Source organism: Rothia sp. HMSC073B08 (genome assembly GCF_001812975.1).
Lineage (GTDB): Bacteria > Actinomycetota > Actinomycetes > Actinomycetales > Micrococcaceae > Rothia > Rothia mucilaginosa.
Window position 1 is genome coordinate 103,276 of the sequence record NZ_KV811051.1, and the last position, 25,814, is coordinate 129,089.

Here is a 25,814-nt window from a genome sequence, read left to right on the forward strand (position 1 = left end):
GTTGAGGTTATCTACTCATTAAGAGTGCAGACTATGCGTTAGCCTTTGCCTTCAGTGCAACCTTCAGGAGCGAATCCGCGTTGGTCACAGAAGCGCCCGAAGCCTGGACATCTTCAACCGAAGCAGCTGCCTTCTTGGAGTTGGTGATCACCATGGGGGTTGCCAGCGGATAGCCAGCAGCCTTAATCGCGGGAATATCGAACTCAGCGATCACGTCGCCGCGCTTGACGGTGTCACCCTTAGCAACCTTGGGCTCGAAGTGCTTGCCGTCGAGCTCAACAGTGTCCATGCCGATGTGCATCAGCAAATCCAGACCGTCCTCGGTTCGCAGACCGTAGGCGTGGCCGGTGGGGAATGCGACGGTAATCTTGCCGTCAGCCGGTGCGTAGAGCTTACCTTCGGTGGGCTCCACAGCAGTGCCTGCACCCAGTGCGCCGGAGGAGAAGGTGGGGTCCTTGACGTCAGCCAGCAGAACCACGGAACCGACCATGTGGGAGCCGATTTCGACGCTCTCGCCAACCTCAGCTGCTACGGCAGTAGAGGGGGCTGCGGCAGCTGCTACGGGAGTTGCAGCAGCGGGTGCCTCAACTTCCTCAGTGTTGCCTGCCTCGACCTTCTTACCCCAGATGAAGGAGGCAACGAAGGCGATGACGGTGGTCAGGACGAGGCAGCCCAAGAAGCCCGGGATACCTGCACCAACGGTTGCTTCAATCGAGGGGAAGCCAAGGTAACCAGCAGCGCCCAGCTTACCCGCCTTAATTCCAAGAATAGAGGTAACCATCGAACCAATACCCGCGGAAACGATTGCAATGTAGAAGGGCCAGCGCAGAGCCAGGTTGACACCGAACATTGCGGGCTCGGTAATGCCCAGGAACGCGGAGGGTGCGGCTGCAGAAGCAATACCCTTAATCTTCTTGTTCTTGGTGGTCAGCGCGACACCGGCTGCGGCACCGCCCTGAGCCACGTTAGACATGGAGGCAACGACGAAGATGAAGGAACCACCGGTAGCCCACAGGCTCATCTCGATGGGCGGGAATGCCTGGTGCATACCGGTCATCACGATGAATGCGTAGAAGGTACCGAAGAGCAGACCGCCGAGCGGGCCGGCAACGGTGTAGAGCCAGTTGATGCTTTCACCCAGCCAGGTGCCCAGCTGGAACATCGGGGGTCCGACCAACAGGAAGGTCAGGAAGCCGGTGATCAGGATGGTGAGGGTCGGGGTGAAGATGAAGTCGATGGTTCCCTTGAGGACCTTGTGGAAGAACTTCTCGACGTGGGACAGGATAAATGCGACCAGCATGATGGGCAGCACGGTACCCTGGTAGCCCGCCTGCTGAACCTGCAGACCGAAGAGGTTCCAGTACTTCATCGGGTCGGTGCCTTCAGCACCTGCCAGGGATGCTGCGACGTTGTAGCCATTCATCAGGGCCGGGGATACCATTGCGGCACCCATGGTCATACCCAGGTAGGGGTTACCGCCGAAGACCTTGGTGGCGGAGAAGCCGACCAGCACGGGCAGGAAGGCGAAGGGAGCTGCGGAGAGCAGGTTGACGATATCCGCGAAGTCAGCCCACTCAGGGAAAAGTTCAATAACTGCCTGGGGGCCAAAAATACCCTTAGAGGTCAGGAGGCTATTGAGCGCCATCAGCATACCGCCACCGACCAGCACCGGGATGAGCGGCACGAAGATGTCAGCAATGGTCTTGATGAAGCGGGAGACAATGTTGCCCTGCTTGGAGGCAATTTCCTTGAGTTCGTCCTTGGATGCCTCGGGTGCGCCAGCAGCGATGAGGTGCTTATGCACCTCGTTGACGTCGCCGGGGCCGACGATGATCTGGAACTGGCCAGCGTTGAGGAAGCTGCCCTTGAGGTCTTCGTCGTTGTCGATTGCCGCCTGGTCGACCTTGTCCTGGTTCTTCAGGACGAGGCGAAGGCGGGTTGCGCAGTGTGCGGCTGCAACGATGTTGCCGGCGCCACCGACGTCCTTCAGCACGCGCTGTGCCACTGACTTGTGGTCCACGCTCGCTCTCCTTTGTTTGGAGCACCACCGTATGATGCTTTGTGAATGAGGTGAGATATGTCTGTGTGTGCATGTCATGCATATGTCATACGTTTGACATATCGGATGTAAAACATGGTATCACGGGAAAGTTCTTAAAAGCGAGGGCCCACCCTCCATACGGAAAGTGAGCCCTCAGACATATTCAGAAATTACCAGAAACCACCCGTGCAGGCGGCTCCTAACGCTTAGAAAACGGCTTAGAGACGGCCGTACTCCAGGGACAGCACCTCGCCACCGGTCAGGCGGACACGGCGCTTATCGCCCTTGAAGAAGGTACGAGCGGTCATGACCTCAGCACCCATGGACGCGACCAACTTGCCGCCCACGTACAGTTCGGTAGCCGAGCCATCCACCAGCAGATCAAACTCGCGAATCTTCGAACGCTTCAGGGTACGGCGGCGCAGGCTACCACCCTCGGTGTAGCGGGTACCGCCACGGTCCATCTGCACAAAGTCCTTATCCAGCACAATGCTCAGAGCCACGCCGTGAGTGTCCTTAATCTTCAGCTTCACGCTCTCATCAGAGACGTTCACGCGGCCGCGCAGACGGAAGGTCAGGGCGTTCTTCAGCTCTACGAGCTTGCCCTTCTCCTCCTCACGGTACAGAGGCTTCATCTCCATCGCGTCATTCAGCTGCGGAACCGGACGCTGGAAAATCTTGCCGTTACGCAGGTGCAGCTCACGCGGGTAGGTGAACATGTGCACCCAGCGGTGACTCCACGAGGGCAGGTCGTCCTGGGCTGCGTTACCCAGCCACGCAATCATCACCGGGGCATCGCCGCTCACGGTGTGCGGTGCCTTCGGGTCAGCAGTCAGGCCGGTACCGGAGATGGTCTGCGGAGCGTAGAACTCGAAACCTGCATCCAGCTCGGTGAAGGGGGTCTCCACGGTGAACTTGAGGGTCTCGTTATCCAGCGAACCGACAATGTAGCCGCTCTGGAAAATGTTGTTGTACTTCTCGCCGAGGGGCTCCATGCCCTGCGGACTGAAGATCAGCACGTCGCGGATTTCGCCGGTCAGCTCATCGCGCATGCTCAGCAGGGAGGGGCACTCATACATGTAGGTGCCCTTGAGGGTCTTGTCCTTGATGCCCAGCTCGCCGCGGAAGGTCCACTCACGGCGGTCGGCGGAGGTGTACACGACCACGGCGCCGGTCAGATCCTCACGCTGAGCACCAATGACCATCCACCATTCGCCGTTACGCTCAAAAACGTGCGGATCGCGGTAGTGTGCAGTGTAGCCCTTTGCGGGGCCGGAAATCAGCGGGGGCAGCTGACGGGTCGGCTTCGCGTCCTCACCAGCGGTTGCGAGAATCTGGTAGGTTTCGCGGTTGCCCTTTTCGTCCTTCACGTTACCGGTGTAGAAGAACTCAAAACCGCCGGGAACCTTAATACCGGAGCCGGAGTAGCAGCCGTGCGAGTCGTAGCGGCTATCGGGAACCAGCGCGGTACCCTCATCGGTCCAGTGGGTCAGGTCCTCACTGACCGCATGGCGCCAGTAGACCATACGCTCCGGGTGCAGGGGCGAGTACTGGTAGAAGGCGTGATAACGCTTACCATCGAAGACCAGGCCGTTCGGGTCATTCAGACGGCCCACGGGAGGCGCCAGGTGTAGAGCCGGGTAATCGCGGTCTTCACGAACACCGGCACCGAAAGCGTCCAGGACCTGCTGTGCTTCAGCCGCCAAGTCGCGGGCGGGTCGCTCGGTTGCGCTCTTCTTCTTTTTCTTCTGCTCGCTCATGTCTATCCGCTTTCGTGCAAAGGAATGTCTGGGTTGTCTCATCCCATCATACGGCACCTCTGCCCCGTTGCCGGGCTCTAGGAGAGAGGCACCACAGTGCTCTCAGCCTCTCTCACCCGGGGCACAGGGTGGTCACAGCGGCTTATACCGCCACCTGCCGAATATGTAGCGCATACCCCGTTTGCTACAGGAGAAAAGAGCGGACACGGCAAAGCCCCGAACCTCCCCAGTCTTCATACCGGGCGGGTTCGGGGCTGTTAAATGCCGCGAGGCGGCACATCCGATGGATGCACCGCCCGCGTAAGAATCGAGAAGAAGTCGATTACTTGAGGGTGATGGTTGCGCCAGCAGCCTCGAGCTGCTCCTTAGCCTTCTCAGCGTCTTCCTTGGAAACGCCCTCGAGCAGAGCCTTGGGAGCGCTGTCAACCAGGTCCTTTGCTTCCTTCAGGCCGAGGGAGGTCAGGGCACGAACTTCCTTGATCACTGCGATCTTCTTGTCGCCAGCGGACTCCAGGATAACGTCGAACTCGGACTTCTCTTCAGCAGCCTCGCCTGCTGCGCCGCCTGCTACAACTGCAACGGGAGCAGCTGCGGTGACGTCGAACTCTTCCTCGAATGCCTTGACGAACTCGGAAACCTCAACGAGGGACAGTTCCTTGAATGCTGCAATGAGTTCTTCGATGGACAGCTTAGCCATTGTTTGGCTCCTTCACTATCTGGTGCGGACTGACGCCCGCGGTGTAAATCTTCAGTACCTACCCGAAAGGGTCGGTCAAATTTAGGGTGCGTTACACGCTATTCGCGTTCACGCTGCTGAGTATCTCAGCGCTGGTGCAGTAGCACGAAAGGGGCTTATGCCTCTTCCGAAGCCTCCTCGGCAGCAGCGGGAGCTGCGCCTTCCTGCTCCTCCAGCTTGACGCGCAGTGCGTCCACAACCTGTGCGATGCGTGCGATGGTAGCCTTTGCACCACCTGCAACCTTGGACAGCAGAACCTCGCGGGATTCCAGGTCAGCGTAGCGCTTGACGTCGTCCTCGGTCAGAGCGGCACCTTCGTAGTAACCGTTCTTCACAATCAGCTGGGGGTTAGCCTTGGCAAAGTCACGCAGGCCCTTAGCAGCATCGATCAGGTCGCCCTTGATGAATGCCAGTGCGGAGGGACCCTGGAGGTGGCCTTCGAATGCGTCGATGCCAGCTTCCTTAGCTGCGATAGCAGCCAGCGTGTTCTTCACCACGGCGTATTCGGTCTCTGCACCGAGTGCGCGGCGCAGCTCCTTGAGCTGTGCAACAGTGAGACCGCGGTATTCGGTCAGGATGACTGCGTTCGAAGCTTCGAAGAGTTCCTTCAGCTCGGATACTGCAGCGATCTTTTCCTGAGTCGCCATGGTAGTTCCTTCTTCCGATTCTTGTAAGGTCGCCGGTAGAGCCTCGAAGCATTTATTGCAAGCAATAAAAAATGCCCCGACGCGTAGGCGTACGAGGCACGATAGACGGAACCCTGCATGAGGGCGACGGCTATTCACTTCGAGTTACCTACGCGGGCGGCGATTTCTAGTGAAATCTGCTCTTATCAGAACTCTGTTCTTCGTCTCCATCGAGGTGGCGATAAAGGACATAGTTCTAGACCGGCGGTCTTTGGTTCATTCATCATCTCAGGTTAAAGCCCGAGTCGCAAGTTAAAAACGTGATTAAGCGGGGTTAATCACTTAAAGACCCTCTTTAAGCTGCCCAACCCGCGCTTTCTCCACGGTAAAAGGCCTGGCAACCCATACTTTAGAGGTAAAAGCGCTTTCCGCCTGAGAACAAGAAGCAGCGCTCCGCCGCCACCCCCAGGTGCACCCGCTCCCCCACGTTTAGGGAGGCGGTGCCCTGCGCATCCGAGATAAAGAACTCAAGCTCCTGACCGGCACGCACTCGAGCATACATTCGGGCACTCAGCTCAGATTCCGCCGAAGCCCGCCGAGATTCCAGAGGTAGGGACACCGCCTCTAACAGACGCGCACGGTACAGCATGCCACCCACCAGATGACGGCTGCCAAGCACCTGCACCGGCAGAGCATGAGCAGCGTCTGCTGCCACAGGGCACAGCGCGGTCGCACGAATCGCCAGCTCACACCCGGCAGGAAGAGACTCCGAATCCTCAAGGGCCAAAAGGTTCAGCGCGGGCGCCGCCAAAAGCTTAGCCACCTGCAAAGTATGCGGATGCGCCAGCAAACGCTCCGGAGTATCCACCTGCACCAGGTAGCCAGCATCCATCACCGCCACCCGTTGCCCCAGCATGAGCGCCTCATTCTGATCATGGGTCACGTACAGGCCCGTAAAACCGTAACGCTCATGCAGGCGCACAATGTCGGCGCGGATACTCGCACTCATCTGCTCATCCACACTCGCCAGCGGCTCATCAAAAAGAACCACCGGAGCACGACGAATCAAAGCACGCGCAATACCCACACGCTGAGCCTGACCACCCGACAGTTGCGAAGGCTTACGGGATTCCAGCCCCTCAAGCTTCAAAGCCTCCAGCAGCTCACGGTAGTAGTCCATATCAACCCGACCGGCGAACGCACCCAGCCGGGTCGGAAACAGAATATTGTCCTTCACGCTCAGGTGCGGGTACAGAATAGGGCGCTGAAAAACCACACCCACCGAGCCGCGTTCCAGAGGCTGACCGGCGTAGGTCACCCGACCCGCGCTCGGCTCCTCCAGGCCGGCAATAATACGCAACAGAGTCGACTTACCCGTGCCCGAAGAACCAACCAGAGAAATCAACTCGCCAGGGTGCACATCCAGGTCAATCTCATTCAGAACCGTCGTATCGGTGCCAAAGGTCTTAGCGACACCTCGAATACGCAGGCCTTCAAAAGGCTCCGCCGCGGCAGAAGAGTAGGATGCAGAAGTCATTCCCCCATTATCGCCGAAACTTGTGCCCGGCACGGGTGCAGAAGATAAGCACCGTCATAAAACAGCGCGCGAGCCTCGCACCAGAGTCTCATATGAGCGCCCTAGCTCGGTCGTACCAGCAAACGCCCCTTCAACCCCAGATGCAACGTACCCACCCACAGGAAAATGAGGAAAGCCGTACCCGCCACCGTTAGCGCAGGACCCACCAACCCCAGGGAGCCAGCAGCCGCCAAGCGAATACCGCTCGCCGCCATGGAAGCCATACCGAACGAGAAACCCCACATGCTCATCGAGAAACCACCCTCAAGAGTCCACGGGAGCAAACGCATCAAGAAGAACAGCTGCAGAATGCCATAACCGGTCAGCACCAGGAAGAACCAGTCCACCGTGCCGCCATTAGCCGCCAGGTACGCGTTACCACCCACAAAAGGCGGCGCCATCTGAATACCAATAATGCCGCGCTCCCCCTGAGGTAGCGGAGTCAAGGTGCGCAGGCGGCTCAGAATCGCGGCCTCGACACTGAACCACGAAATCAGGCCCGCACCGAAGAAGAGCATCGCCATATCGTGCCACCCCACAAAGCCCATCGCCGTAGCGGTCGCAAAATTCGTCGCCACAGTCGGCAGATACAGCACCGGCGAAGCGGCCTCAGGCACATACCCACCACGCCACGTACCGGCAATGCGGTGAGAGGCAAAGTACAGCTGGCCCACGCCTCCCAGTACCACCAAAGCGAGAGCCGGAGTCTCCGCATAGGGGTAGAGAGCCGCACCCACCTGCGCCGTCGTCGCCGGAATCAGCGAAAAGAAGCAGGTACGCGCCGGATGCTCCCAAAAACTGCACACCCACGCACGATACTTCACCACCGAGTGAACCAGAAAACCCATCAGGAGCAGCCACACCACAGCGTTAAAAGCCAGGATGCTCTCCCCCACCCATCCAGGAGCCATACCTTTCGAGGCTCCGGTACGCCAGGCAGCACCCAACGCACCGGTACCCAGCGCCACCGCAAAATAATTGACCGGCACGCTGAGGCCGCGGCGGGCGCTCTGCTCGCTCTGAAGGGAAGAAGGCATTAGGTTTTACCTCTCATGGTTGTAGGGCAGACTGTGGGCACGCAGCCCCAATAGGTGTTTCGACAGCCCCGGAACACGGACAAGGCCAAAGCCAGCCGGAGCCAGGACTCGGAGCCAGCAAGTCGCTCCATATTTTAAGCCTATAAAAAATCGCCCCCGACACCTAAACGTCGGGGGCGACTACTAGCTCATGCTAGAAGCTACAGGTGCATACCTTAGGCAGCAACGGCAGCCGGATCAACGGGGATGCCGGGGCCGAAGGTGGTAGCAACGGTTGCCTTGGAGATGTAACGACCCTTAGCCGAAGAGGGCTTCAGACGGTTAACCTCTTCCAGAGCTGCCTGGAAGTTCTCCTCGAGCTGCTCAGCGGTGAAGGAAGCCTTACCGATGATGAAGTGCAGGTTGGAGTTACGGTCAACGCGGAAGTCGATCTTACCGCCCTTGATGTCTGCAACAGCCTTTGCAACATCCATGGTCACGGTACCGGTCTTGGGGTTCGGCATCAGGTTACGGGGACCCAGGATCTTACCCAGGCGGCCGACCTTGCCCATCATGTCGGGGGTTGCAACCGCTGCATCGAAGTCGGTCCAGCCGCCAGCGATCTTTGCGATCAGCTCGTCGGAACCAACGTAGTCAGCGCCAGCTGCCTCAGCCTCAGCAGCCTTGGGGCCTGCTGCGATAACGACCACGCGAGCGGTCTTACCGGTGCCGTGGGGCAGGTTCACGGTACCGCGAACCATCTGGTCTGCCTTACGGGGGTCAACGGACAGACGCATTGCAACCTCAACGGTTGCGTCGGTCTTGGTGGAAGAGGTTTCCTTCGCCAGGGCAACTGCCTCAGCGGGGGTGTAGAGCTTACCCTCTTCAATCTTGGCTACAGCTGCCTTGTACGCCTTGCTGCGCTTTGCCATCTGCTTTTCTCCTTATGCAGTTGTGGTCTCGTGAGCCGCGCTCGGCTCTGCCACATCCCGTCCATACGACGGGCATTTACAAGTTCTGTGTAGAAAAATCTACGGTGCCGATTACTCGGCTATTCGGCGAACCGAAATTACTCGACGGTGATACCCATGGAACGAGCGGTACCTGCGATGATCTTGGAAGCAGCATCCAGGTCGTTTGCGTTCAGGTCGGGCATCTTGGTCTCAGCGATCTCGCGCACCTGAGCCTCGGTCAGCGAACCAACCTTGGTGGTGTGAGGAACAGCGGAACCCTTAGCAACGCCAGCAGCCTTCTTAATCAGCTGGGAAGCCGGAGGGGTCTTGGTGATGAAGGTGAAGGAGCGATCCTCGTAGACGGTAATCTCAACGGGGATGATGTTACCGCGCTGCGACTCGGTTGCAGCGTTGTATGCCTTGCAGAACTCCATGATGTTCACACCGTGCGAGCCCAGTGCGGGGCCGACGGGGGGAGCCGGGTTAGCGGCGCCTGCCTGGATCTGCAGCTTGATGAGGCCAGTGACCTTCTTCTTGGGAGCCAATGTAGGGTCCTTTTCTTAGCTGGGAACCGACGCACAGGAGCGTACGCCGGCAAGACGGTGACCGTGGCGCGGTCACCCGTGCATCCGCATGAAAGCGTGACATGCGCATACACAAACCAACATTCTAGCGTTAATCAGCGACTTAATCCAGCGCCAGCTAGCAGAAAGAGTAAACCTCATCCGCACAGCCGCCGCCGGCTATACAGCCACTACAAAATATGAGCCCCGCACCGAAGTGCGAGGCTCATATTCACACGCTAAAAACGTTAAATCTTTTCGATCTCGGTGAAGCTCAAGGTCACCGGGGTATCGCGGCCGAAGACGGAAATCATCACGACAATCTGCTGGGACTCGCCCTTGATCTCCGAAACGGTAGCGTCCATGCCCTCGAAAGCACCGGACTTCACGCGGACATTCTCGCCCACAGTGTAGTCGGACTCGATAACGGGCTTGGAAACAGGCAGACCCTGGCTCTGCTGCTGCTCTTCGAAGACCGGCAGGAGCATGTCGAAGACCTCGTCCATGCGCAGCGGGACCGGGTTGTACGCATCCTGACCCACGAAGCCAGTCACACCGGGGGTGTGGCGGACAACGCCCCACGAGTGGTCGGTCAGTTCCATACGAACCAGAACGTAACCGGGAACACGCACGCGGCGGATGGTCTTCTTCACGGTGTTCTTGAACTCAACCACGGTCTCCATGGGAACCTGAACCTCGAAGATCTCATCTTCAGCTTCCAGGTTCTGGATACGGGTCTCGATACCGGTCTTCACCTTGTTCTCGTAACCGGAGTAGGTGTGCACCACGTACCAATCGCCCATCTGACGGCGCAGCTTGGACTTGAATTCTTCCAGAGCGTCGACTTCCTCAGCAGCCTCAGCAGCTGTTTCAGCCACCTCGACAGCCTCGGTAGCTTCCTCAGCCTGCTGCTCAATAGCTGCAGACTCCTCAGTAGCCTCAGCAGCGGCTACCTCGACCTCTTCAATCTCGGATACCAGTTCCTGCTCGGACACGTCGCTCCTACTTTCTATCGTTAATCATCTAGAGGGGACTCCCACTCACCAATGTGCTGAGGGAAATCACTGATGGGGCACCCCAGATAAGGATGCAGCCTGTACTAGTTACGCTGAATCGTTCCGTTACCGAAAATCCAGAATGCTCCCTGGCCGAAAAGATAATCCAGACCAGAAATAAGAAGGAGCATCACCACGACGAAGAACAGAACTCCGAAGAAGTAACCAACCAGTTCACGTCCGGTGGGAGTAGTAACCTTCTTCAACTCCGCAAAAACTTCACGGAGGAATGCAAAAATACGGCCGAAGAAACCGAGCTTCTTATCGCTCTTCGACGATGCGCCGGGCTGAACAGCCTTCTCGGCGGTAGCAGACGATGCCATTTCTTCTGCCCCTTTCTGAGTCTAAAAAAGTACGCCCGGGGTGCGGGCGTACAAAGATGTTATTGAGGCAATAAAAGCAGGGCGGACAGGACTCGAACCTGCAACCTGCGGTTTTGGAGACCGCTGCTCTACCAATTGAGCCACCACCCTTTGAAGCGTTAACTTCAGGTGTGAGAGTTGCTTCTCACTTGTCTACTCCTCCACTGCCTCCTAAGCCGTGGCTTTAGAGGGGCAAACAATTACACCCTTGCGGGTGCAGAACTAACTGTAAACCATCTTTCGGGGCCGATGCAACTTCAAAATGTAATATTTTTCGAAAAACCTCTTGAGATACCTTGACGAAGGGTTCCGCATCGCTACTAGTGGACCGTATCCTATTACAAGGAACGCCGCACACACCCGCGCCCATCAGGCGCAGATTGGTCCCGCACGCGCATTCCCATCACCTATTTCCTTGTCGACTTCACGCCGGCAGCGCACAAGAAGAAAGAGAAGAGAGCCCCATGGCGCGTATTTCAAGCCGCATCGGTGCCATCGCACCCTCCGCAACCCTTGCCGTCGACGCAAAGGCAAAAGCACTCAAGGCTCAGGGACGCCCCGTCATCGGTTTCGGTGCAGGCGAACCGGACTTCCCCACACCCGCGCACATTGTGGACGCCGCACGCGAAGCGCTCAACGACCCCAAGAACTTCCGCTACTCCCCCGCGTCCGGTCTTCCCGAACTGAAGAAGGCAATCGCGGAAAAGACCCTGCGCGACTCCGGCGTAGAGATTGACCCCTCCCAGGTTGTCATCACCAACGGCGGCAAGCAGGCCGTCTACCAGGCATTCGCAACCGTCATTGACGAAGGCGACGACGTTCTGTTGCCCGCACCCTACTGGACCACCTACCCCGAGTGCATCCGCCTGGCAGGCGGCAACCCCATCGAGGTATTCGCCGGTAGCGACCAGCACTACAAGGTCACCGTCGAGCAGCTCGAAGCCGCCTACACCCCCGCAACCAAGGCGCTCATCTTCGTTTCCCCCTCCAACCCGACCGGTGCCGTCTACACCGAAGAGGAAACCCGCGCCATCGGCGAATGGGCTCTGTCCAAGGGCATTTTCGTGCTGACCGATGAAATCTACGAGCACCTCACCTATGACGGTGTTCAGGCAGTCTCCATCCTGAAGGCTGTACCCGAGCTCGCTGACCTGTGCGTCATTCTCAACGGCGTGGCAAAGACCTACGCCATGACCGGTTGGCGTGTGGGTTGGATGATTGGCCCGCGCGACGTCATCGCCGCAGCCTCCAACCTGCAGTCCCACATGACCTCCAACGTCAACAACATCGCCCAGCGCGCAGCCCTTGCCGCACTGACCGGTCCGCAGGACGACGTGGAAATCATGCACGCAGCTTTCGACCGCCGCCGCCGCACCATCGTAGATGGTCTGAACGCTATTGAAGGCGTGCACTGTCCCGTACCCACCGGCGCGTTCTACGCCTACCCGGACGTACGCGAACTGCTCGGCAAGGAAATTGAAGGCGTACGCCCGCAGACCACCGCAGAGCTGGCCGAGCTCATCCTCGAAAAGGCTGAGGTCGCCGTAGTTCCCGGCGAGGCATTCGGCCCCAGTGGCTACCTGCGCCTCTCCTACGCCCTGAGCGACGAGGACCTGGCGGAGGGCCTGGCACGCCTGCAGAAGTTCCTCGGTCAGGCACGCGACTAGTTCCGCCCCCCTCTGAGCGCGCCTGCTGAACCTGCAACTCACCCCGTGGGAAGCGGTTCAGACGTGGGATAAACCGGTGCGAAACAATCAATCACAGGACTATTGACCGTTTTTTGTCCTAAAAACGGAGAATCCCACAAATATTTAAAAATATTTTTAAAACGAATGAGGCTTCCCGCATCTTTACAGATGTGAGGAAGCCTCATTCGCCTCTTCGGTGCCATAGGTGGGAAAGGGCGGCTATTTGTGTTTCAAACCCAAACATACAGGTACTAAAAACCTGAACTTTTCAGCACCAAAACAGGCGTTCCCACGGCTTTCCACCACTACCCACACAACCCAAACATCGCTAAAATAGAGACCAAGAGAACGACCTCCCGACCGGCGAACATTCGCGTGCCGAATTCGTGGAGGTCATAGTTATATACACGCGCGCACAACACCTAAAACGCGCAGACATTAGGAGCCAACTATGAAGATCGGTCTGCTTACTTCCGGCGGCGACTGCCCCGGCCTGAACGCTGTCATCCGCGGCGCTGTCCTCAACGGCGTCAAGAAGTACGGCTACGAGTTCGTCGGCTTCCGTGATGGCTGGCGCGGCGTCGTTGAAGGCGACTACATGGATCTGCCCCGTCAGAAGGTCCGCGGCCTGGCAGCCCAGGGCGGCACCATCATCGGTACCTCCCGCACCAACCCCTTCGACGGCCCCAACGGTGGCCCCGAAAACATCGAAATCATGATGGAACGCCACGGCATCGACGCAATCGTTGCTATCGGCGGTGAAGGCACCCTCGCAGGCGCAAAGCGCCTGGCAGACGCAGGCCTGCCCGTCATCGGTGTCCCCAAGACCATTGACAACGACCTGCGCGCAACCGACTACACCTTCGGTTTCGATACCGCAGTGTCCATCGCGACCGAGGCTATGGACCGCATCCGCACCACCGGTGAATCGCACCACCGCTGCATGGTTGCAGAGGTCATGGGCCGCCACGTCGGCTGGATCGCACTGCATTCCGGTATGGCTGCAGGCGCGCACGCAATCCTGATTCCCGAGGTCAAGGTCTCCATGGAGCAGGTTGCTGAATGGGTCAAGGAAGTACACGACCGCGGCCGCTCTCCCCTGGTTGTTGTTGCTGAAGGCTTCATCCCCGAAGGCTTCGACGACGTCATGGCAAACAAGGGTACCGAAAAGGACGGTCGTCCCCGCCTCGGTGGCATCGGTGAGTACATCACCCACGAGATCGAGAAGATGACCGGCGTCGAGACCCGTAACACCATCCTGGGCCACATCCAGCGCGGTGGCGCACCCACCGGCTACGACCGCGTGCTCGCAACCCGCCTGGGCATGGGCGCAGTCGACATGGTCGCTCAGAAGCAGTGGGGCAAGATGGTCTCCGTGCAGGGTACCGAGATTAAGTACGTACCCCTCGAAGAGGCACTGGACGGCCTGAAGTCCGTGCCTCAGGAACGCTGGGAAGAAGCAGCCGTCCTCTTCGGCCGCTAAACCCCGCAGGTTCAGCAAGCTCGCTGAGCACTCATACTAGAACCGCGGAGGCGGGCACTCGCAACGAGTGTCCGCCTCCGCGGTTCTAGTTGGGATGGGTTCTAGTTCAGGCGGTTTTGGGTCGGGGAGCGCCTAGCGCTTCAGGAAGTCCTGACCCGCCAAAGAACGACGCGCCACCTCACCGGACTCCGGCGAAACCACCGTCGTCTGAGCCACCGCGTACTCGGTCGCCGGCGCCGGCGAACCATCGGGCAGGAAATCGCCGCCATCAACCGCACGCAAAGGCGCCTGCGGGTCAACGCCGCGCTTAATCACAGCCAGAGCAATCGGGCCCGCCTCGTGATGCAACGCCACTGAGGTAATACGACCGACCGGGCGGGACTTTCCCTCCACGAACAGCTCACTACCTGCCGCCGGCAGGGTGTGCTCCGAACCGTCAATATCCAAGAACACCAGGCGGCGCGGCGGGCGGCCCAGGTTATGCACACGAGCCACCGTCTCCTGACCCTTGTAGCAGCCCTTATCGAAATGCACCGCGGTACGGGTGTAATCCAGCTCCTGCGGGATGGTCTTATCGTCAGCTTCAGTGCCGTAGCGCGGGCGCCACGCCTCAATACGCAGAGCCTCCGCAGCCCACAGACCCGCAAAACGCGCGTCCGAAGATTCAGCCAGGGCGGACAGAACAGAGCGCCGCACGATGCTTAAGAAACGCACGTAGTCCGCACCCGGGTGAGCATCGCCCGCCTCATCGTAACGGTAGCTACCCGGTGCCGGAGTGTGCCAGGGATCCTCCCACACCAGCAGCTTGCACTCAGCGAGTACCTGATGCACCGAGCCGTCCTGCAGGATCGGGTTGCGGGCGCTCTCCAGCACCGCATACTCGTCGCTGAGGTTCTGCACCTCAACGCGCATCATGAACTTCATGCGGTTTAGGTAATCGGTCAGCGGCTGAGCCTGGTAGCCCTCAACGATTAGCCAGAGCGCCTCGCCGTCTTCAATTGCGGCGGGTGCGTACTCCACGCGGCCCTGAGGGGAAAGCAGCAGGAACTCGCGGCTCTCCCCGGCGGTCATACCGGTCAGAATCTGCGAGGCGATAGAAGTCAGCCAGGTCTGGCGGTCCGCACCCTCAATGCGCACTACGCCCAGGCAGGAGCGATCCACTAGCACCAGCGGTTCGCTTGCCTCGGCGGAGCGGTCGAAGCTGAGGGCGCGCTGCTCCAGCATGGGGTTGCCGTAGTGTGCGGCGACGCCGGCATCCAGCCCGGAGGCGGCAAAAGCGCCGTGCAGGCTCAGCAGGGGGCTCACCGGGCGGGAGGCATCGGGCTGGGGTGCCTCAGCCTGAGGCGCTTCAATCGAAGATTCAGTCACGGAAGGTGCACCTTTCACGCAAAGAGTCTGCCCCGCCGACCAGCGGGGCAGACACAAGTTAGTTATTAGGCGGTGGGCTCGGAACCGGGCTCGCCGGTGGGCTCTTCGCCATCCAGGGAACCGAACATCGAGGTGCCCAGGGAATCGCCGGTCATCGAGGAGGTCTTGCGCAGTTCAGCGGAGGCGTGCTTGTGCAGCTTACCCTCGGCGTCTGCAATCTCCCAGTCCCACATGAGGTTGCCGTTGACCAGGCCCCACAGGCGCACGGAGCCGGCGTAGTCGTGGGAAATATCATCGCGCAGCAGGTTGCCGGTCTGCATGCGAATAACCGGGCCCTTGACCATGCCCACGTAGTTTTCGCTAATACCGCCGGGGTGCGCAATGGTCGCCAGCAGGGAGAATCCGTCGTCGGCGTTGCGGAGAGTCTCTACGCTTGCCGCGTCAGCGAAGGCGGGAACAACGTCCTTGGGGACAATGCCGAAGCCGCCGTCAGCGTCGGTCAGGGGGCGGTCAATCTGCCAGAAACCGGTTTCAACGGTGATGGGGCGCAGCTTCTGGCCCTCATCGTCGAGCAGGAAAGACTCAGCGCGGTATTCGATGAAGGGCAGACCATCCTGCTCAAAAGTAACAATCTGGCCGAAGGGGGTGTTTTCCTGGCCTTCGTACCACATGGTTCCGGTGCCTTCCCAGGTGCCGAGCAGCCATGCGAAGGGAACAAGTTCAGGGGTTAGGTTGGTAGGGATTTCAATAGCCATACCTTCCATTTTAGTACCCGTGCGTACAACGGTAGCCTGTTCGTTCGCTCACGGCACGGGGCAGCGCCGCCGTCTGCAGAGTAAACGGTACGGCGGGCAGCATAAAGAAAAACCCCCAACCGGAGGGGACCGGGTGGGGGTTCACGCCGTCATTGGCGAGGCGGTACGAACCGTACGACCGCCTAAAGCCCTGTGTGGGCGATGCTTCTGCTCTGTGCGGGAAGACTACTTCTGTCCGCTGAAGAGGCCACGCAACACTGCGAATGCACCGATACCGATGCACACGGAGATAATAGCCATCAGCGACATGAAGAGAGCTTCAAGAGCCATAAGATTGTTTTCCATGCCTTAAACCTACCACAGACCCACCCCGAAAGGGCGCAGAATCAACGGCGGAAACATAGTGGACACCCAAGCTGCTTCCCGGGTGCAAGACCCGCCTAGCGCCGGGCAGGACCCCGGTTCCGCGCCAGCATGCCAGAACCCCCGTAGTCATCGGTTGAAAAGGCTGTATGAACAGTCCGGAATACGATATTCGGCGACAGGCTACGCCAGCTCCCACAACTGCATCACAGCCGGGCGAGTACACTAGAAAGAGCCAAAAGTTTTACACGGGAAATATGCAGGAAAGGAGAGAGTGTGTACCGTATTGCGCTCATGAGCGATACCGCCGCGCAGGATATGATCCCCTCGCTGAGCCTCCTCAGCCACAAGGTACACGTCTTCCCCCTCGACACTGCCCACACCACCCTCGAATCTGAGACCTTCGACCTGCTCATGGTCGACGCCCGCACCGCACTCGTCAAAGCACGCCAATGCGCCCAGCTATTGCGCGCCGCCGGCGTACAGTTGCCGCTCATCGCACTCCTGAATGAAGGCGGTATGGCGGCGGTTGCTGCCTCCTGGCAGGTTGACGATATTGTTTCTGACCAGGCGTCCCCCTCCGAAATGGATGCGCGCCTGCGCCTCGCCATCAAGAGCGACGCAGCCGCAGAAGAAGAGAACTCCGAAGAGCGCATCGTGCGCGCGGGTAACCTCGTCATTGACACCCAGGCGTACTCGGCGCACCTCTCCGGCACCGCTCTGAATCTGACCTTCAAAGAGTTTGAACTGCTCAAGTTCATGGCTCAGCACCCCGGACGCGTCTTCTCCCGAGCCCAGCTGCTCTCCGAGGTGTGGGGTTACGACTCCTACTACGGCGGCACCCGCACCGTGGACGTGCACGTGCGTCGTCTGCGTTCCAAGCTCGGCACCGAATACGAGCAGATGATTTCGACCGTGCGTAACGTGGGCTATTCCTTCAACAGCACCCGCTAAATTTTGGGGCTCCAACCCCTGTTTTGGTGTACCCGTTATAAAGTAGCCTCTCCGCTGAGCCGAGTACCAGAATGTGTAAATGTTCCGGTTCTTGTCATATTCGCCCAGGACGAAGAACAAACTCTTCAAAGAGCAACTATCCCCGGTAGAGTTGAATCAGAAGGCTACGAAAGAAGGCGATGATGGTACACAGTCAGACACCCAATCCCTCCACCCTGCCCGCTGAAAGCTCCCTTGTCTACGCGGAACCGCATCTCACCGAAGAGCTGCTGGAACGATTCGATTCCTTTGCGCAGAAGGTTGCCCGCCATGACGGCGTCTCGGCGTTCTCTGAGCAGACCCGCGTTGAGTTGAGCAAGGCATTGCGCGAAAGCACCCTCACCCCTCCGCGTTTCTTTGTTGCCGAGGACGACGGCACCCTCGCCGCCGTCTTCGTGGCGCTCACCCCGGCAGACGACGAAGATACCGGCGTAATTGAGGCAGCCGTCGCCCCCGAATACCGCGGACGAGGCGCCGGCAGCGCATTCTTCGACCACGCCGTTCGCCAGCTGGGTGAAGACGCCGTACGATACCGACTCTGGGTTCACGGCAGCGCCACCGACACCGGCATTGAAAGCCCCGCCCACGCGTTCGCTACCCTGCACGGCTTCGAGCCGGTGCGCGTGCTGTACAAGATGGTTCTGCCTTTGGATGCTCAGACCCGCGAAGAGCTCGTGGAACGCTCTGACGCGCGCACTCTGCCGGAGAACCTGCGGATGCGCACCTTCACCGGCGCGGATGAGTTCCCCTGGCTACGCGTGAATGCCGCAGCGTTTGCGCACCACCCGGAGCAGGGCAAGCTCACCCTTGCCGATTTGCGCGAGCGCACCGGCTCCCCCTGGTTCCGTCCTGAGGGTTTCTTCATCGCCTCCGAGGTGGAGGATGACTCCGCCATCGCGGCATTCACCTGGACGAAGATTCCGACCGGTCAGGAGCAGGGCGAGCTGTCCCCCTCCGGTGAGATTTACGTGGTGGGTGTGAACCCGCAGGCTCAGGGAGGCGGCCTGGGCCGAACCCTCACCCTGCGCGCGCTGGCATACCTCGCCTGCGCTGAGGACGAGAACGGCGAGCCGCTGCGCGCCATCGACCTGTACGTGGACGCCGATAACACCACCGCATATTCCCTCTACACTTCGTTGGGTTTCGGTGTAGCGACGGTTGACCGCATGTACGCCCCCGCCCAGCAGGACGAACCTGCCGCCTAGTTTTGGTGCGCCACAGTTGGCGTGCTTCTTCACGACTTATCCCCGAGCAGAAAGGCAAGTACAGTATGGTACCCGCCCCCAATGGCCTGAATAAGGCGCCTAAGCCTAAGCCGTCTGAGCCGGCACCCATGACCGGTGTCATTCATATCGGCCACGATATTTCGAAGATTGAGCGTGCCGAGTCTCGCGGCGACCGCATTGAGAAGGGTGAGAAGCGCTCCTACTTCAGCCTGGAAGAGGAGTTCGGCCCGGAGCGTTTCTTCGACCGTGAGAGCAGCTGGCTGGACTTCAACACCCGCGTGCTGGAGCTGGCGGAGGACCCGAACCTGTTCCTGCTGGAGCGTCTGAACTTCCTGTCGATTGTGGCGTCTAACCTGGATGAGTTCTTCATGGTGCGTGTGGCGGGTCTGAAACGGCGCATTGCGACCGGTCTGGCGGTGCCTTCGGCGGCAGGTCTGAGCCCCGAGGAGCAGATGGAAGAGATTGCTGAGCGCGCTCACCAGTTGCAGACTCGCCACGCTGAGGTGTTCCACAACCAGGTTCTGCCGGCTCTGGAGGAGCAGAACATCCGCATTGTGGGTTGGAGCGACCTGGATGCGGACGCTAAGCAGCGCCTGCGCCAGGAGTTCATGCAGGATATCTTCCCGATTCTGACCCCTCTGGCTGTTGACCCGGCGCACCCCTTCCCGTACATTTCGGGTCTGTCGCTGAACCTTGCGGTGCTGGTGCGTAACCCGCAGACTGGCAAGGAACTGTTCGCTCGTGTGAAGGTGCCCGATCAGCTGGACCGTATGGTCTCTGTGGATGGTTCCCGCGCCGCCAACACGGCGGGCCGTGAGAGCCGCTACATTGCGCTCGAAGACATCATTGCTGAGCACCTGGACACCCTCTTCCCGGGTATGGAGGTTGTGGAGCACCACGTCTTCCGCGTGACCCGTAACGAGGATCTTGAGGTGGAAGAGGACGACGCAGAGAACCTGCTAAAGGCCCTGGAGAAGGAGCTTCTGCGCCGTCGTTTCGGCCCTCCGGTCCGTCTGGAGGTTGAGGACACCATCAACCCGACCATCCTGGATCTGCTGATTTCTGAGCTGAACATCAACGAGTCTGAGGTGTACCGTCTGCCGGCCCCGCTGGATTTGCGCGGTATGAGTGCGATTATTCGTGCGAACCGTCCGGCGCTGCACTACCCCAAGCACATTGCGCACACTTCCCGTTGGCTCAACGCCACCGAGACCGCGAAGGCTGCGGATGTGTTCGCTGCCGCCCGCGACCACGACGTGCTGTTGCACCACCCGTACGATTCGTTTGCGACCAGTGTGCAGGCGTTTTTGGCGCAGGCTGCCGCTGACCCGCGTGTTCAGGCAATTAAGCAGACCCTGTACCGTACCAGTGGTGACTCCCCCATCGTGGATGCGCTGATTGAGGCAGCTGAGGCGGGCAAGCAGGTTGTGGCACTGGTCGAGATCAAGGCTCGCTTTGATGAGGAAGCCAACATCTCGTGGGCTCGTAAGCTGGAGCGCGCCGGCGTGCACGTGGTGTACGGCATCGTGGGTCTGAAGACTCACTGCAAGCTGTCGTTGGTGGTGCGCCGCGAGGGTAACCATCTGCGCCGTTACGCGCACATTGGTACCGGTAACTACCACCCGTCGACCGCTCGTTTCTACGAGGATTTGGGCATCATCACCTGCGATGAGCAGATTTGTGAGGATGTCTCCCGCCTGTTCAACCAGCTGTCCGGTTACGCGCCGAAGACCAACTACCAGTCGCTGCTGGTGGCGCCGCGTACTCTGCGTAGCGGCCTGATTGAGTGCATCGATCAGGAGATTGAGAACCACAAGGCGGGCCGTCCGGCGAAGATTCAGATCAAGTGTAACTCCATGGTGGATGAGGCCGTCATCGATTCGCTGTACCGCGCTTCGCAGGCTGGTGTGCCGGTGGATGTGGTGGTTCGCGGTATTTGCGCCCTGCGCCCCGGTGTTAAGGGTCTGAGCGAGAATATTCGCGTCCGTTCGGTGCTGGGTCGTTTCTTGGAGCACTCGCGCGTGTTTGCTTTTGAGAACGGCGGCGATCCGATTGTCTACATTGGCTCTGCAGATATGATGCACCGCAACCTGGACCGCCGTATTGAGGCTCTGGTGCCGGTGAAGGATCCGCGCCACGTGAAGTACCTGCGTGACATGTTCACCACTTATATGAGTGATTCTTCGCGTACCTGGCACCTGGATTCTGAGGGCAACTGGACCCGCCACGACACCGACGATCAGGGCAACCCGCTGCAGGACGTGCAGTCGTACTACCTGAGCTCGCGTTCCCGTAAGAACGTGGTCGATAAGGTCTAAGGATGTGCCGCTGACCTACCGGTGATTTCTGGTTGTGAACCCCGTCTGTTCTCGCGCTTTATGGCGTGAGGCAGGCGGGGTTTTCCGCGTGTCGTGCAAAAACGTGCGGTGGACTAGTGCACTTAGCGCAAAAGTGAACAACAGGTTACGTTGAGATTACAACTTGACCGCTCTCTCACCTACAATTAGACGCGGAGCATGGTGCCCTCTGGCATTGTGCGCAAGCCTAGCGAAGAGGTTCAGAGAGAGATATGGCACCGCTGGATTCCCCCTCCATCTACTACTCGGCACGACGTTTTGATGCGGTCAACAGCATTGACCGAGCCCCCGCGAACACTGCGGATATTGTTGCTTCTGGCGCACTGATTTGGCGTATGCGCGACGGTGCGCTTGAGGTCCTGATCATTCACCGCCCCCGCTATGACGACTGGTCCTGGCCTAAGGGCAAGCAGGACCCGGGCGAGTCCCTGGCTGAGACCGCTATTCGTGAGATTCGCGAAGAGGTCGGCCTGCAGGTTGTTCTGGGTGTGCCCCTGGCTGTGACTTCCTACCCGGTGGGCGGCCGTCCGAAGGATGTTTTCTACTGGTCTGCTGAGCTTCCCGAGGGCGCCCGCGCCCTGGCGGATGAGGGTGAAGTGGATGAGCTGCGCTGGGTATCCACCGAGGTTGCTCGCGCCCTGCTGACCAACGAGGACGACCTGGCGCCCCTGGAGTCCCTGGAGGCTCTGGCTGAGGCGGATGCGCTGCGCACCCGCCCGATTCTCATTGCCCGCCATGCGAAGGCTAAGCCTCGTTCGAACTGGGCTGCTGCTGAGGATGACCGTCCGCTCGCGGCGACCGGCAAGCGTCAGGCGTTGGCCTCTAGCCGTCTCTTTGCGGCGTGGGCTCCGAGCCGTATTATTTCTTCCCCGTGGCTGCGTTGCGTTCAGACCGTGACCCCGTACTCGGTGGATTATGGTGTGTCGGTGAAGGAGAAGAAGTCCCTATCGGAGGCGGGCGCTCAGCGTCACCCGGCGCGTGTTGCCCGTACCGTGGCGTCGCTGTTCGATAAGGATTCTTCCTCGTTGCTGTGCACTCACCGCCCGGTTCTGCCCCAGGTGATGGATGTTCTGCGTGAGTACCTGTTTGAGGGTTCCGCGGAGGTTCTTCCGACCGAGGACCCGTACCTGGAGCCTGGCGATGCCCTGGTTCTGCAGGTGACTGAGGGCGATGACCCGCGTATTGTCTCGGTGGAGCGAGTACGCGCGGCTCTGGACTAGCATCCATATACTTTGATCTTCTAACGGCGAGCGCGCTGGGCTTTATGCTCAGCGCGTTTGCTCTACCTGCGCCCATTCGTGGGTGTTACAATAGAGGGGCGGTTGATTTGTGACCGTCTCTCACGTCTACTGACAGGATTCAAGGTTTTTCTTATGACTCACGCAATCCCCACTCCCTATGAAGATCTTCTGCGCGAAATCCTCGAGGAGAACAAGGACGCCATCGCGGCGGATGCGCAGCGTTCCGACCGTACCGGCACCGGCACCTTCGGCGTGTTTGGGCGTCAGATGCGTTTTGACCTGCGTGAGTCGTTCCCGCTGATTACCACCAAGCGCGTGCACTTCAAGTCTGTTGCCATTGAGCTGCTGTGGTTCTTGCGCGGTTCCTCGAATGTACGCTGGTTGCAGGAGCGCGGCGTGACCATTTGGGATGAGTGGGCTGATGAGAACGGCGATTTGGGTCCGGTGTACGGCGTGCAGTGGCGTTCGTGGCCGACCCCCGACGGTGGCACGATTGACCAGATTGCGAAGGTTATCGATTCGTTGAAGAATAACCCGAGCTCGCGCCGCCATATTGTTTCGGCGTGGAACCCTGCCGAGGTGGACAATATGGCGCTTCCGCCCTGCCACGCACTCTTCCAGTTCTACGTGCACGAACGCGCGGACGGTGTGAAGGAGCTGTCCTGCCAGCTGTACCAGCGTAGCGCGGACATGTTCCTGGGTGTGCCCTTCAACATCGCCTCGTACGCGCTGCTGACCTACCTGATTGCGCAGGAGGTAGGCATGGAGCCGGGCGAGTTCGTGTGGACCGGCGGCGACTGCCACATCTACTCGAACCACCTGGAGCAGGTGAAGAAGCAGCTGGGCTACGGCACCGACCCGGAGGGTAACCCCTACCCGCCGCGTGAGCCATACCCGTACCCGAAGCTGGTTATTAAGACGAAGAAGCCTTCTATTTTCGATTACGAGTATGAAGACTTTGAGCTGGTGGATTATAAGCACCATCCCGGTATTGCCGCACCGATTGCGGTCTAACTGCAGGTAATGAGGAGGCATGATGTTTCGTCTGGGCGCTATTTGGGCTCAAACTGATGCCGGCATCATTGGTCGTGACGGGGATATGCCCTGGTACGCGCCGGAGGATTTGGCGCACTTCAAGAAGGTGACGCTGGGCGCTCCGGTGATTATGGGTCGCCGCACCTGGGAGTCGTTCCCGCCGCGTTTTCGCCCCCTGCCGGGCCGTACGAATATTGTGATTAGCCGTTCGGTTACCGAGGCGGAAGAACGCGATGGTGCCCTGTGGGTTCCTTCGCTGGATGCGGCGCTGTACGCGGCTCGTGACGCTGCAGGCGCGCCGGTCGAAGCTACCCCCGCAGATACCGCCGCGGTTGATGCTTGGATTATTGGTGGCGGTTCCGTCTACGTGGAGGCGCTCTCCCGCACCGACCTGCCCGCCTTCGGTCGGGTGAAGACGGTGGAGCGGACCCTCTTCTACTGCCAGGAAGGTAACGAGATTACCGGCGATACGCGAGCGCCCGAACTGCAGCTTGCAAATTCTGCGGGTAGCTACGAAGGCGGCTCACCGAACGGGTGCTGGCGGGTCACCTCCGAGAGTGCATGGGAGAATAGCGAGAAGGGTTACCTGCTCGATGAGTCGGGCACGAAGAACCCCATGTACTTCTCGTTCCAGCGTCTGGAACGTCTCTCCTAAGAACGTCTCCATAGACCGTCAGCTCTAGCAAACAACCTCTGACAAACAAGCTCAGACGAGCGACTCAAGCCTGCGGCTACTCCGCCCGGAGTACCGCGGGCTTGAACGCTTTAACGCGCCCCGATACAGTACCTGGTGCCGAGTCGGATACCAAGCCTAGCGCCTGCGCGGAATGTCCCGTTCCGAATATCAAATTTTTTGTACGGTGTTAGTCCGCACCCGCCAGCCTGAGAGTACACTGGGAACCATGAACTTTAATCCCGGTGACTCTGTAGGTTTTGTTGGCTGGCGCGGTATGGTGGGCTCGGTCCTCATGAAGCGCATGGTTGAGGAAGGCGACTTCGAGGGCATTACCCCCGTCTTCTTCACTACCTCTAATGTTGGTGGCGCTGCGCCCACCTTCGACGGCGTAATTGAACCGTCCGAACTGAAGGACGCATACGACATTGATGAGCTGCGTAAGCACTCGATTATTGTGACCGCTCAGGGCGGTGGCTACACCGAGGCTGTGCACCCGAAGCTGCGTGCAGCCGGCTGGGACGGCCTGTGGATTGATGCCGCTTCCACCCTGCGCATGAACGATGACTCCATCATCGTGCTGGACCCCATCAACCGCGACGTCATCGACCGCGGCCTGGCATCCGGCGTGAAGGACTTCGTCGGCGGTAACTGCACCGTCTCCTGCCTGCTGATGGGCCTGGGCGGCCTCTTCAAGAACGACCTGGTCGAGTGGGCTACCTCCATGACCTACCAGGCAGCGTCCGGCGGCGGTGCCCGCCACATGCGCGAGGTGCTCGCACAGTTCCGCGACCTGGGCAACGAGGTCTCCGAGGAGCTGAACGACCCCGCATCCGCAATTCTGGACATTGACCGCAAGATTCTTGCTAAGCAGCGCTCCGGTGAGCTGGATTCCTCCCAGTTCGGTGTGCCGCTCGCTGGCTCCCTGATTCCCTGGATCGACTCGGATCTGGGTAACGGCCAGTCCCGCGAAGAGTGGAAGGCTGAGGTTGAGACCAACAAGATCCTGGGCCGCTCCGAAGATGACAAGATCACCATGGATGGTCTGTGCGTCCGCATCGCTGCGATGCGCTCGCACTCTCAGGCGCTGACCATCAAGCTCAAGAAGGATCTGCCGCTCGAAGAGATCGAGCGCATCATCGCTGAGGACAACCCCTGGGTTCGCTTCGTGCCGAACGAGCGTGAGGCTTCCATGGAGCAGCTGACCCCCGTGGCTGCTTCCGGTTCTCTGGAGATTCCGGTTGGTCGCGTGCGTAAGCTGGCTATGGGCCCCGAGTACATTAGCGCGTTCACCGTGGGTGACCAGCTGCTCTGGGGTGCTGCTGAGCCGATTCGCCGCATGCTGCAGATTGCTGTTGGTAAGCTCTAAGGCTCACTGACAAGCTATAAGAAAGCCCTCGCTACCATTCTTTTCGGATGGGAGCGAGGGCTTTTTGTGTTTGCCTATAGCTTGCGCAGAGCGGATCAGCGCGAGCTGGTTTAGCGCTGGTTTGCGGCGGCGGCTTTGCGTTCTGCCTTGCGTGCGGCTTTGTGTTCCTTGCGCTGCTGTCGCCAGGCGCGGTAGCGGTACCAGGCGGTGAGCACCACGTGCTTCATGAAAATATTGGCGCGGCGTGCCCAGGTGAATTCGGTGCCCCAAATGCCCAGGCCTATGAAGATGAACAGCCAGCCGGGGCCGGGGGTGACGAGCATAATCAGTCCGGCGATGAAGCAGAAGGCGCCCACGCCGATGACAAGGGGCTTGTAGAGATGACGCATGACCGGATGCGCGTGCATACGCTCCTTGCGGGCTTCGAGCCAGCGGTGAAAGCGGCTGGTCTCGCTTTCCTTGACTTCATCTTCAATGGTTTTCAGGGGTGGTCCTTCCAGACGTGCCGTAGGTGAGTTTCACCGGGCGGCGGTGGTTAGAGGATAGCACCTACCGCTGGATGGGTGCTGTGAAAG

Annotated in this window: 22 protein-coding genes and 1 tRNA gene; 9 read left to right on the forward strand and 14 right to left on the reverse strand. The window is 59.5% G+C overall.

Going from position 1 to position 25,814, the window contains the following annotated elements:
* Nucleotides 1-31: 31 nt before the first annotated feature.
* The 11 genes from HMPREF2884_RS02140 to HMPREF2884_RS02190 all read right to left on the reverse strand — a co-directional run bounded on the left by HMPREF2884_RS02140 (nt 32) and on the right by HMPREF2884_RS02190 (nt 10,799).
* A complete protein-coding gene (locus HMPREF2884_RS02140) occupies nt 32-2,020 on the reverse strand; it encodes a PTS sucrose transporter subunit IIABC (protein ID WP_049353794.1) in 1,989 nt (662 codons plus the stop codon).
* Between the two features lie 239 nt (nt 2,021-2,259).
* On the reverse strand, nt 2,260-3,801 hold the full coding sequence (locus HMPREF2884_RS02145) for a glycoside hydrolase family 32 protein (protein ID WP_070615193.1): 1,542 nt from the start codon (nt 3,799-3,801) through the stop codon (nt 2,260-2,262).
* A 322-nt stretch (nt 3,802-4,123) separates the two neighbouring features.
* Nucleotides 4,124-4,498, reverse strand: a complete 375-nt coding sequence (gene rplL, locus HMPREF2884_RS02150) for a 50S ribosomal protein L7/L12 (protein ID WP_005504884.1) — start codon at nt 4,496-4,498, stop codon at nt 4,124-4,126.
* Between the two features lie 155 nt (nt 4,499-4,653).
* Nucleotides 4,654-5,184, reverse strand: a complete 531-nt coding sequence (rplJ, locus tag HMPREF2884_RS02155) for a 50S ribosomal protein L10 (protein WP_005504882.1) — start codon at nt 5,182-5,184, stop codon at nt 4,654-4,656.
* Between the two features lie 388 nt (nt 5,185-5,572).
* Nucleotides 5,573-6,700 carry an ABC transporter ATP-binding protein gene (locus HMPREF2884_RS02160; protein ID WP_070615197.1) on the reverse strand — a complete coding sequence of 376 codons (1,128 nt, stop codon included), beginning with the start codon at nt 6,698-6,700 and terminating at the stop codon, nt 5,573-5,575.
* A 101-nt stretch (nt 6,701-6,801) separates the two neighbouring features.
* Nucleotides 6,802-7,776, reverse strand: a complete 975-nt coding sequence (locus HMPREF2884_RS02165) for a TDT family transporter (protein WP_070615200.1) — start codon at nt 7,774-7,776, stop codon at nt 6,802-6,804.
* A gap of 215 nt (nt 7,777-7,991) precedes the next feature.
* The gene (rplA, locus tag HMPREF2884_RS02170) at nt 7,992-8,687 is read right to left on the reverse strand and encodes a 50S ribosomal protein L1 (protein WP_005504876.1); all 696 of its coding nucleotides are present in this window, start codon (nt 8,685-8,687) and stop codon (nt 7,992-7,994) included.
* Nucleotides 8,688-8,824: 137 nt separating this feature from the next.
* Nucleotides 8,825-9,253, reverse strand: a complete 429-nt coding sequence (gene rplK, locus HMPREF2884_RS02175; RefSeq protein WP_005504870.1) for a 50S ribosomal protein L11 — start codon at nt 9,251-9,253, stop codon at nt 8,825-8,827.
* Between the two features lie 266 nt (nt 9,254-9,519).
* A complete protein-coding gene (nusG, locus tag HMPREF2884_RS02180; protein ID WP_070615203.1) occupies nt 9,520-10,266 on the reverse strand; it encodes a transcription termination/antitermination protein NusG in 747 nt (248 codons plus the stop codon).
* Nucleotides 10,267-10,370: 104 nt separating this feature from the next.
* Nucleotides 10,371-10,649 carry a preprotein translocase subunit SecE gene (gene secE / locus HMPREF2884_RS02185; protein WP_005504868.1) on the reverse strand — a complete coding sequence of 93 codons (279 nt, stop codon included), beginning with the start codon at nt 10,647-10,649 and terminating at the stop codon, nt 10,371-10,373.
* A gap of 77 nt (nt 10,650-10,726) precedes the next feature.
* A tRNA-Trp gene (locus HMPREF2884_RS02190) sits at nt 10,727-10,799 on the reverse strand.
* Nucleotides 10,800-11,152: 353 nt separating this feature from the next.
* On the opposite strand from HMPREF2884_RS02190, the gene HMPREF2884_RS02195 reads away from it, so the two are divergent.
* Together HMPREF2884_RS02195 and HMPREF2884_RS02200 are read left to right on the forward strand one after the other, a co-directional pair.
* Nucleotides 11,153-12,355, forward strand: a complete 1,203-nt coding sequence (locus HMPREF2884_RS02195) for a pyridoxal phosphate-dependent aminotransferase (protein ID WP_005508355.1) — start codon at nt 11,153-11,155, stop codon at nt 12,353-12,355.
* Nucleotides 12,356-12,827: 472 nt separating this feature from the next.
* Nucleotides 12,828-13,859, forward strand: a complete 1,032-nt coding sequence (locus HMPREF2884_RS02200; RefSeq protein WP_005504866.1) for a 6-phosphofructokinase — start codon at nt 12,828-12,830, stop codon at nt 13,857-13,859.
* Between the two features lie 132 nt (nt 13,860-13,991).
* Here the strand turns inward: HMPREF2884_RS02200 and HMPREF2884_RS02205 are convergent, their stop codons facing one another.
* Together HMPREF2884_RS02205 and HMPREF2884_RS02210 are read right to left on the reverse strand one after the other, a co-directional pair.
* Entirely contained in the window at nt 13,992-15,227 is a 1,236-nt protein-coding gene (locus HMPREF2884_RS02205; RefSeq protein WP_070615205.1) for a CAF17-like 4Fe-4S cluster assembly/insertion protein YgfZ, read from the reverse strand.
* Between the two features lie 65 nt (nt 15,228-15,292).
* Entirely contained in the window at nt 15,293-15,982 is a 690-nt protein-coding gene (locus tag HMPREF2884_RS02210; RefSeq protein ID WP_049341091.1) for a nitrobindin family protein, read from the reverse strand.
* 639 nt (nt 15,983-16,621) lie between these two features.
* On the opposite strand from HMPREF2884_RS02210, the gene HMPREF2884_RS02215 reads away from it, so the two are divergent.
* From HMPREF2884_RS02215 to asd, 7 genes are all read left to right on the forward strand, one after another.
* On the forward strand, nt 16,622-17,299 hold the full coding sequence (locus HMPREF2884_RS02215) for a winged helix-turn-helix transcriptional regulator (protein WP_005508348.1): 678 nt from the start codon (nt 16,622-16,624) through the stop codon (nt 17,297-17,299).
* A gap of 179 nt (nt 17,300-17,478) precedes the next feature.
* Nucleotides 17,479-18,543: a mycothiol synthase gene (gene mshD, locus HMPREF2884_RS02220; RefSeq protein ID WP_070615208.1), complete on the forward strand. Its 1,065-nt coding sequence runs from the start codon at nt 17,479-17,481 to the stop codon at nt 18,541-18,543.
* Between the two features lie 65 nt (nt 18,544-18,608).
* Nucleotides 18,609-20,882, forward strand: a complete 2,274-nt coding sequence (locus HMPREF2884_RS02225; protein WP_083309665.1) for an RNA degradosome polyphosphate kinase — start codon at nt 18,609-18,611, stop codon at nt 20,880-20,882.
* Nucleotides 20,883-21,133: 251 nt separating this feature from the next.
* Nucleotides 21,134-22,141: an NUDIX hydrolase gene (locus HMPREF2884_RS02230; protein WP_070615210.1), complete on the forward strand. Its 1,008-nt coding sequence runs from the start codon at nt 21,134-21,136 to the stop codon at nt 22,139-22,141.
* A 153-nt stretch (nt 22,142-22,294) separates the two neighbouring features.
* Nucleotides 22,295-23,176 (forward strand): thymidylate synthase, encoded by an 882-nt coding sequence (locus HMPREF2884_RS02235; RefSeq protein WP_049353365.1) that lies wholly within the window; start codon nt 22,295-22,297, stop codon nt 23,174-23,176.
* Nucleotides 23,177-23,198: 22 nt separating this feature from the next.
* Nucleotides 23,199-23,852, forward strand: coding sequence for a dihydrofolate reductase (locus HMPREF2884_RS02240; RefSeq protein WP_070615213.1), 654 nt, complete (start codon nt 23,199-23,201; stop codon nt 23,850-23,852).
* A gap of 247 nt (nt 23,853-24,099) precedes the next feature.
* A complete protein-coding gene (asd, locus tag HMPREF2884_RS02245) occupies nt 24,100-25,239 on the forward strand; it encodes an aspartate-semialdehyde dehydrogenase (RefSeq protein ID WP_049353807.1) in 1,140 nt (379 codons plus the stop codon).
* 110 nt (nt 25,240-25,349) lie between these two features.
* Here asd and HMPREF2884_RS02250 read toward each other — a convergent pair whose 3' ends face one another.
* A complete protein-coding gene (locus HMPREF2884_RS02250; protein ID WP_239665120.1) occupies nt 25,350-25,646 on the reverse strand; it encodes a PGPGW domain-containing protein in 297 nt (98 codons plus the stop codon).
* Between the last annotated feature and the right edge of the window lie 168 nt (nt 25,647-25,814).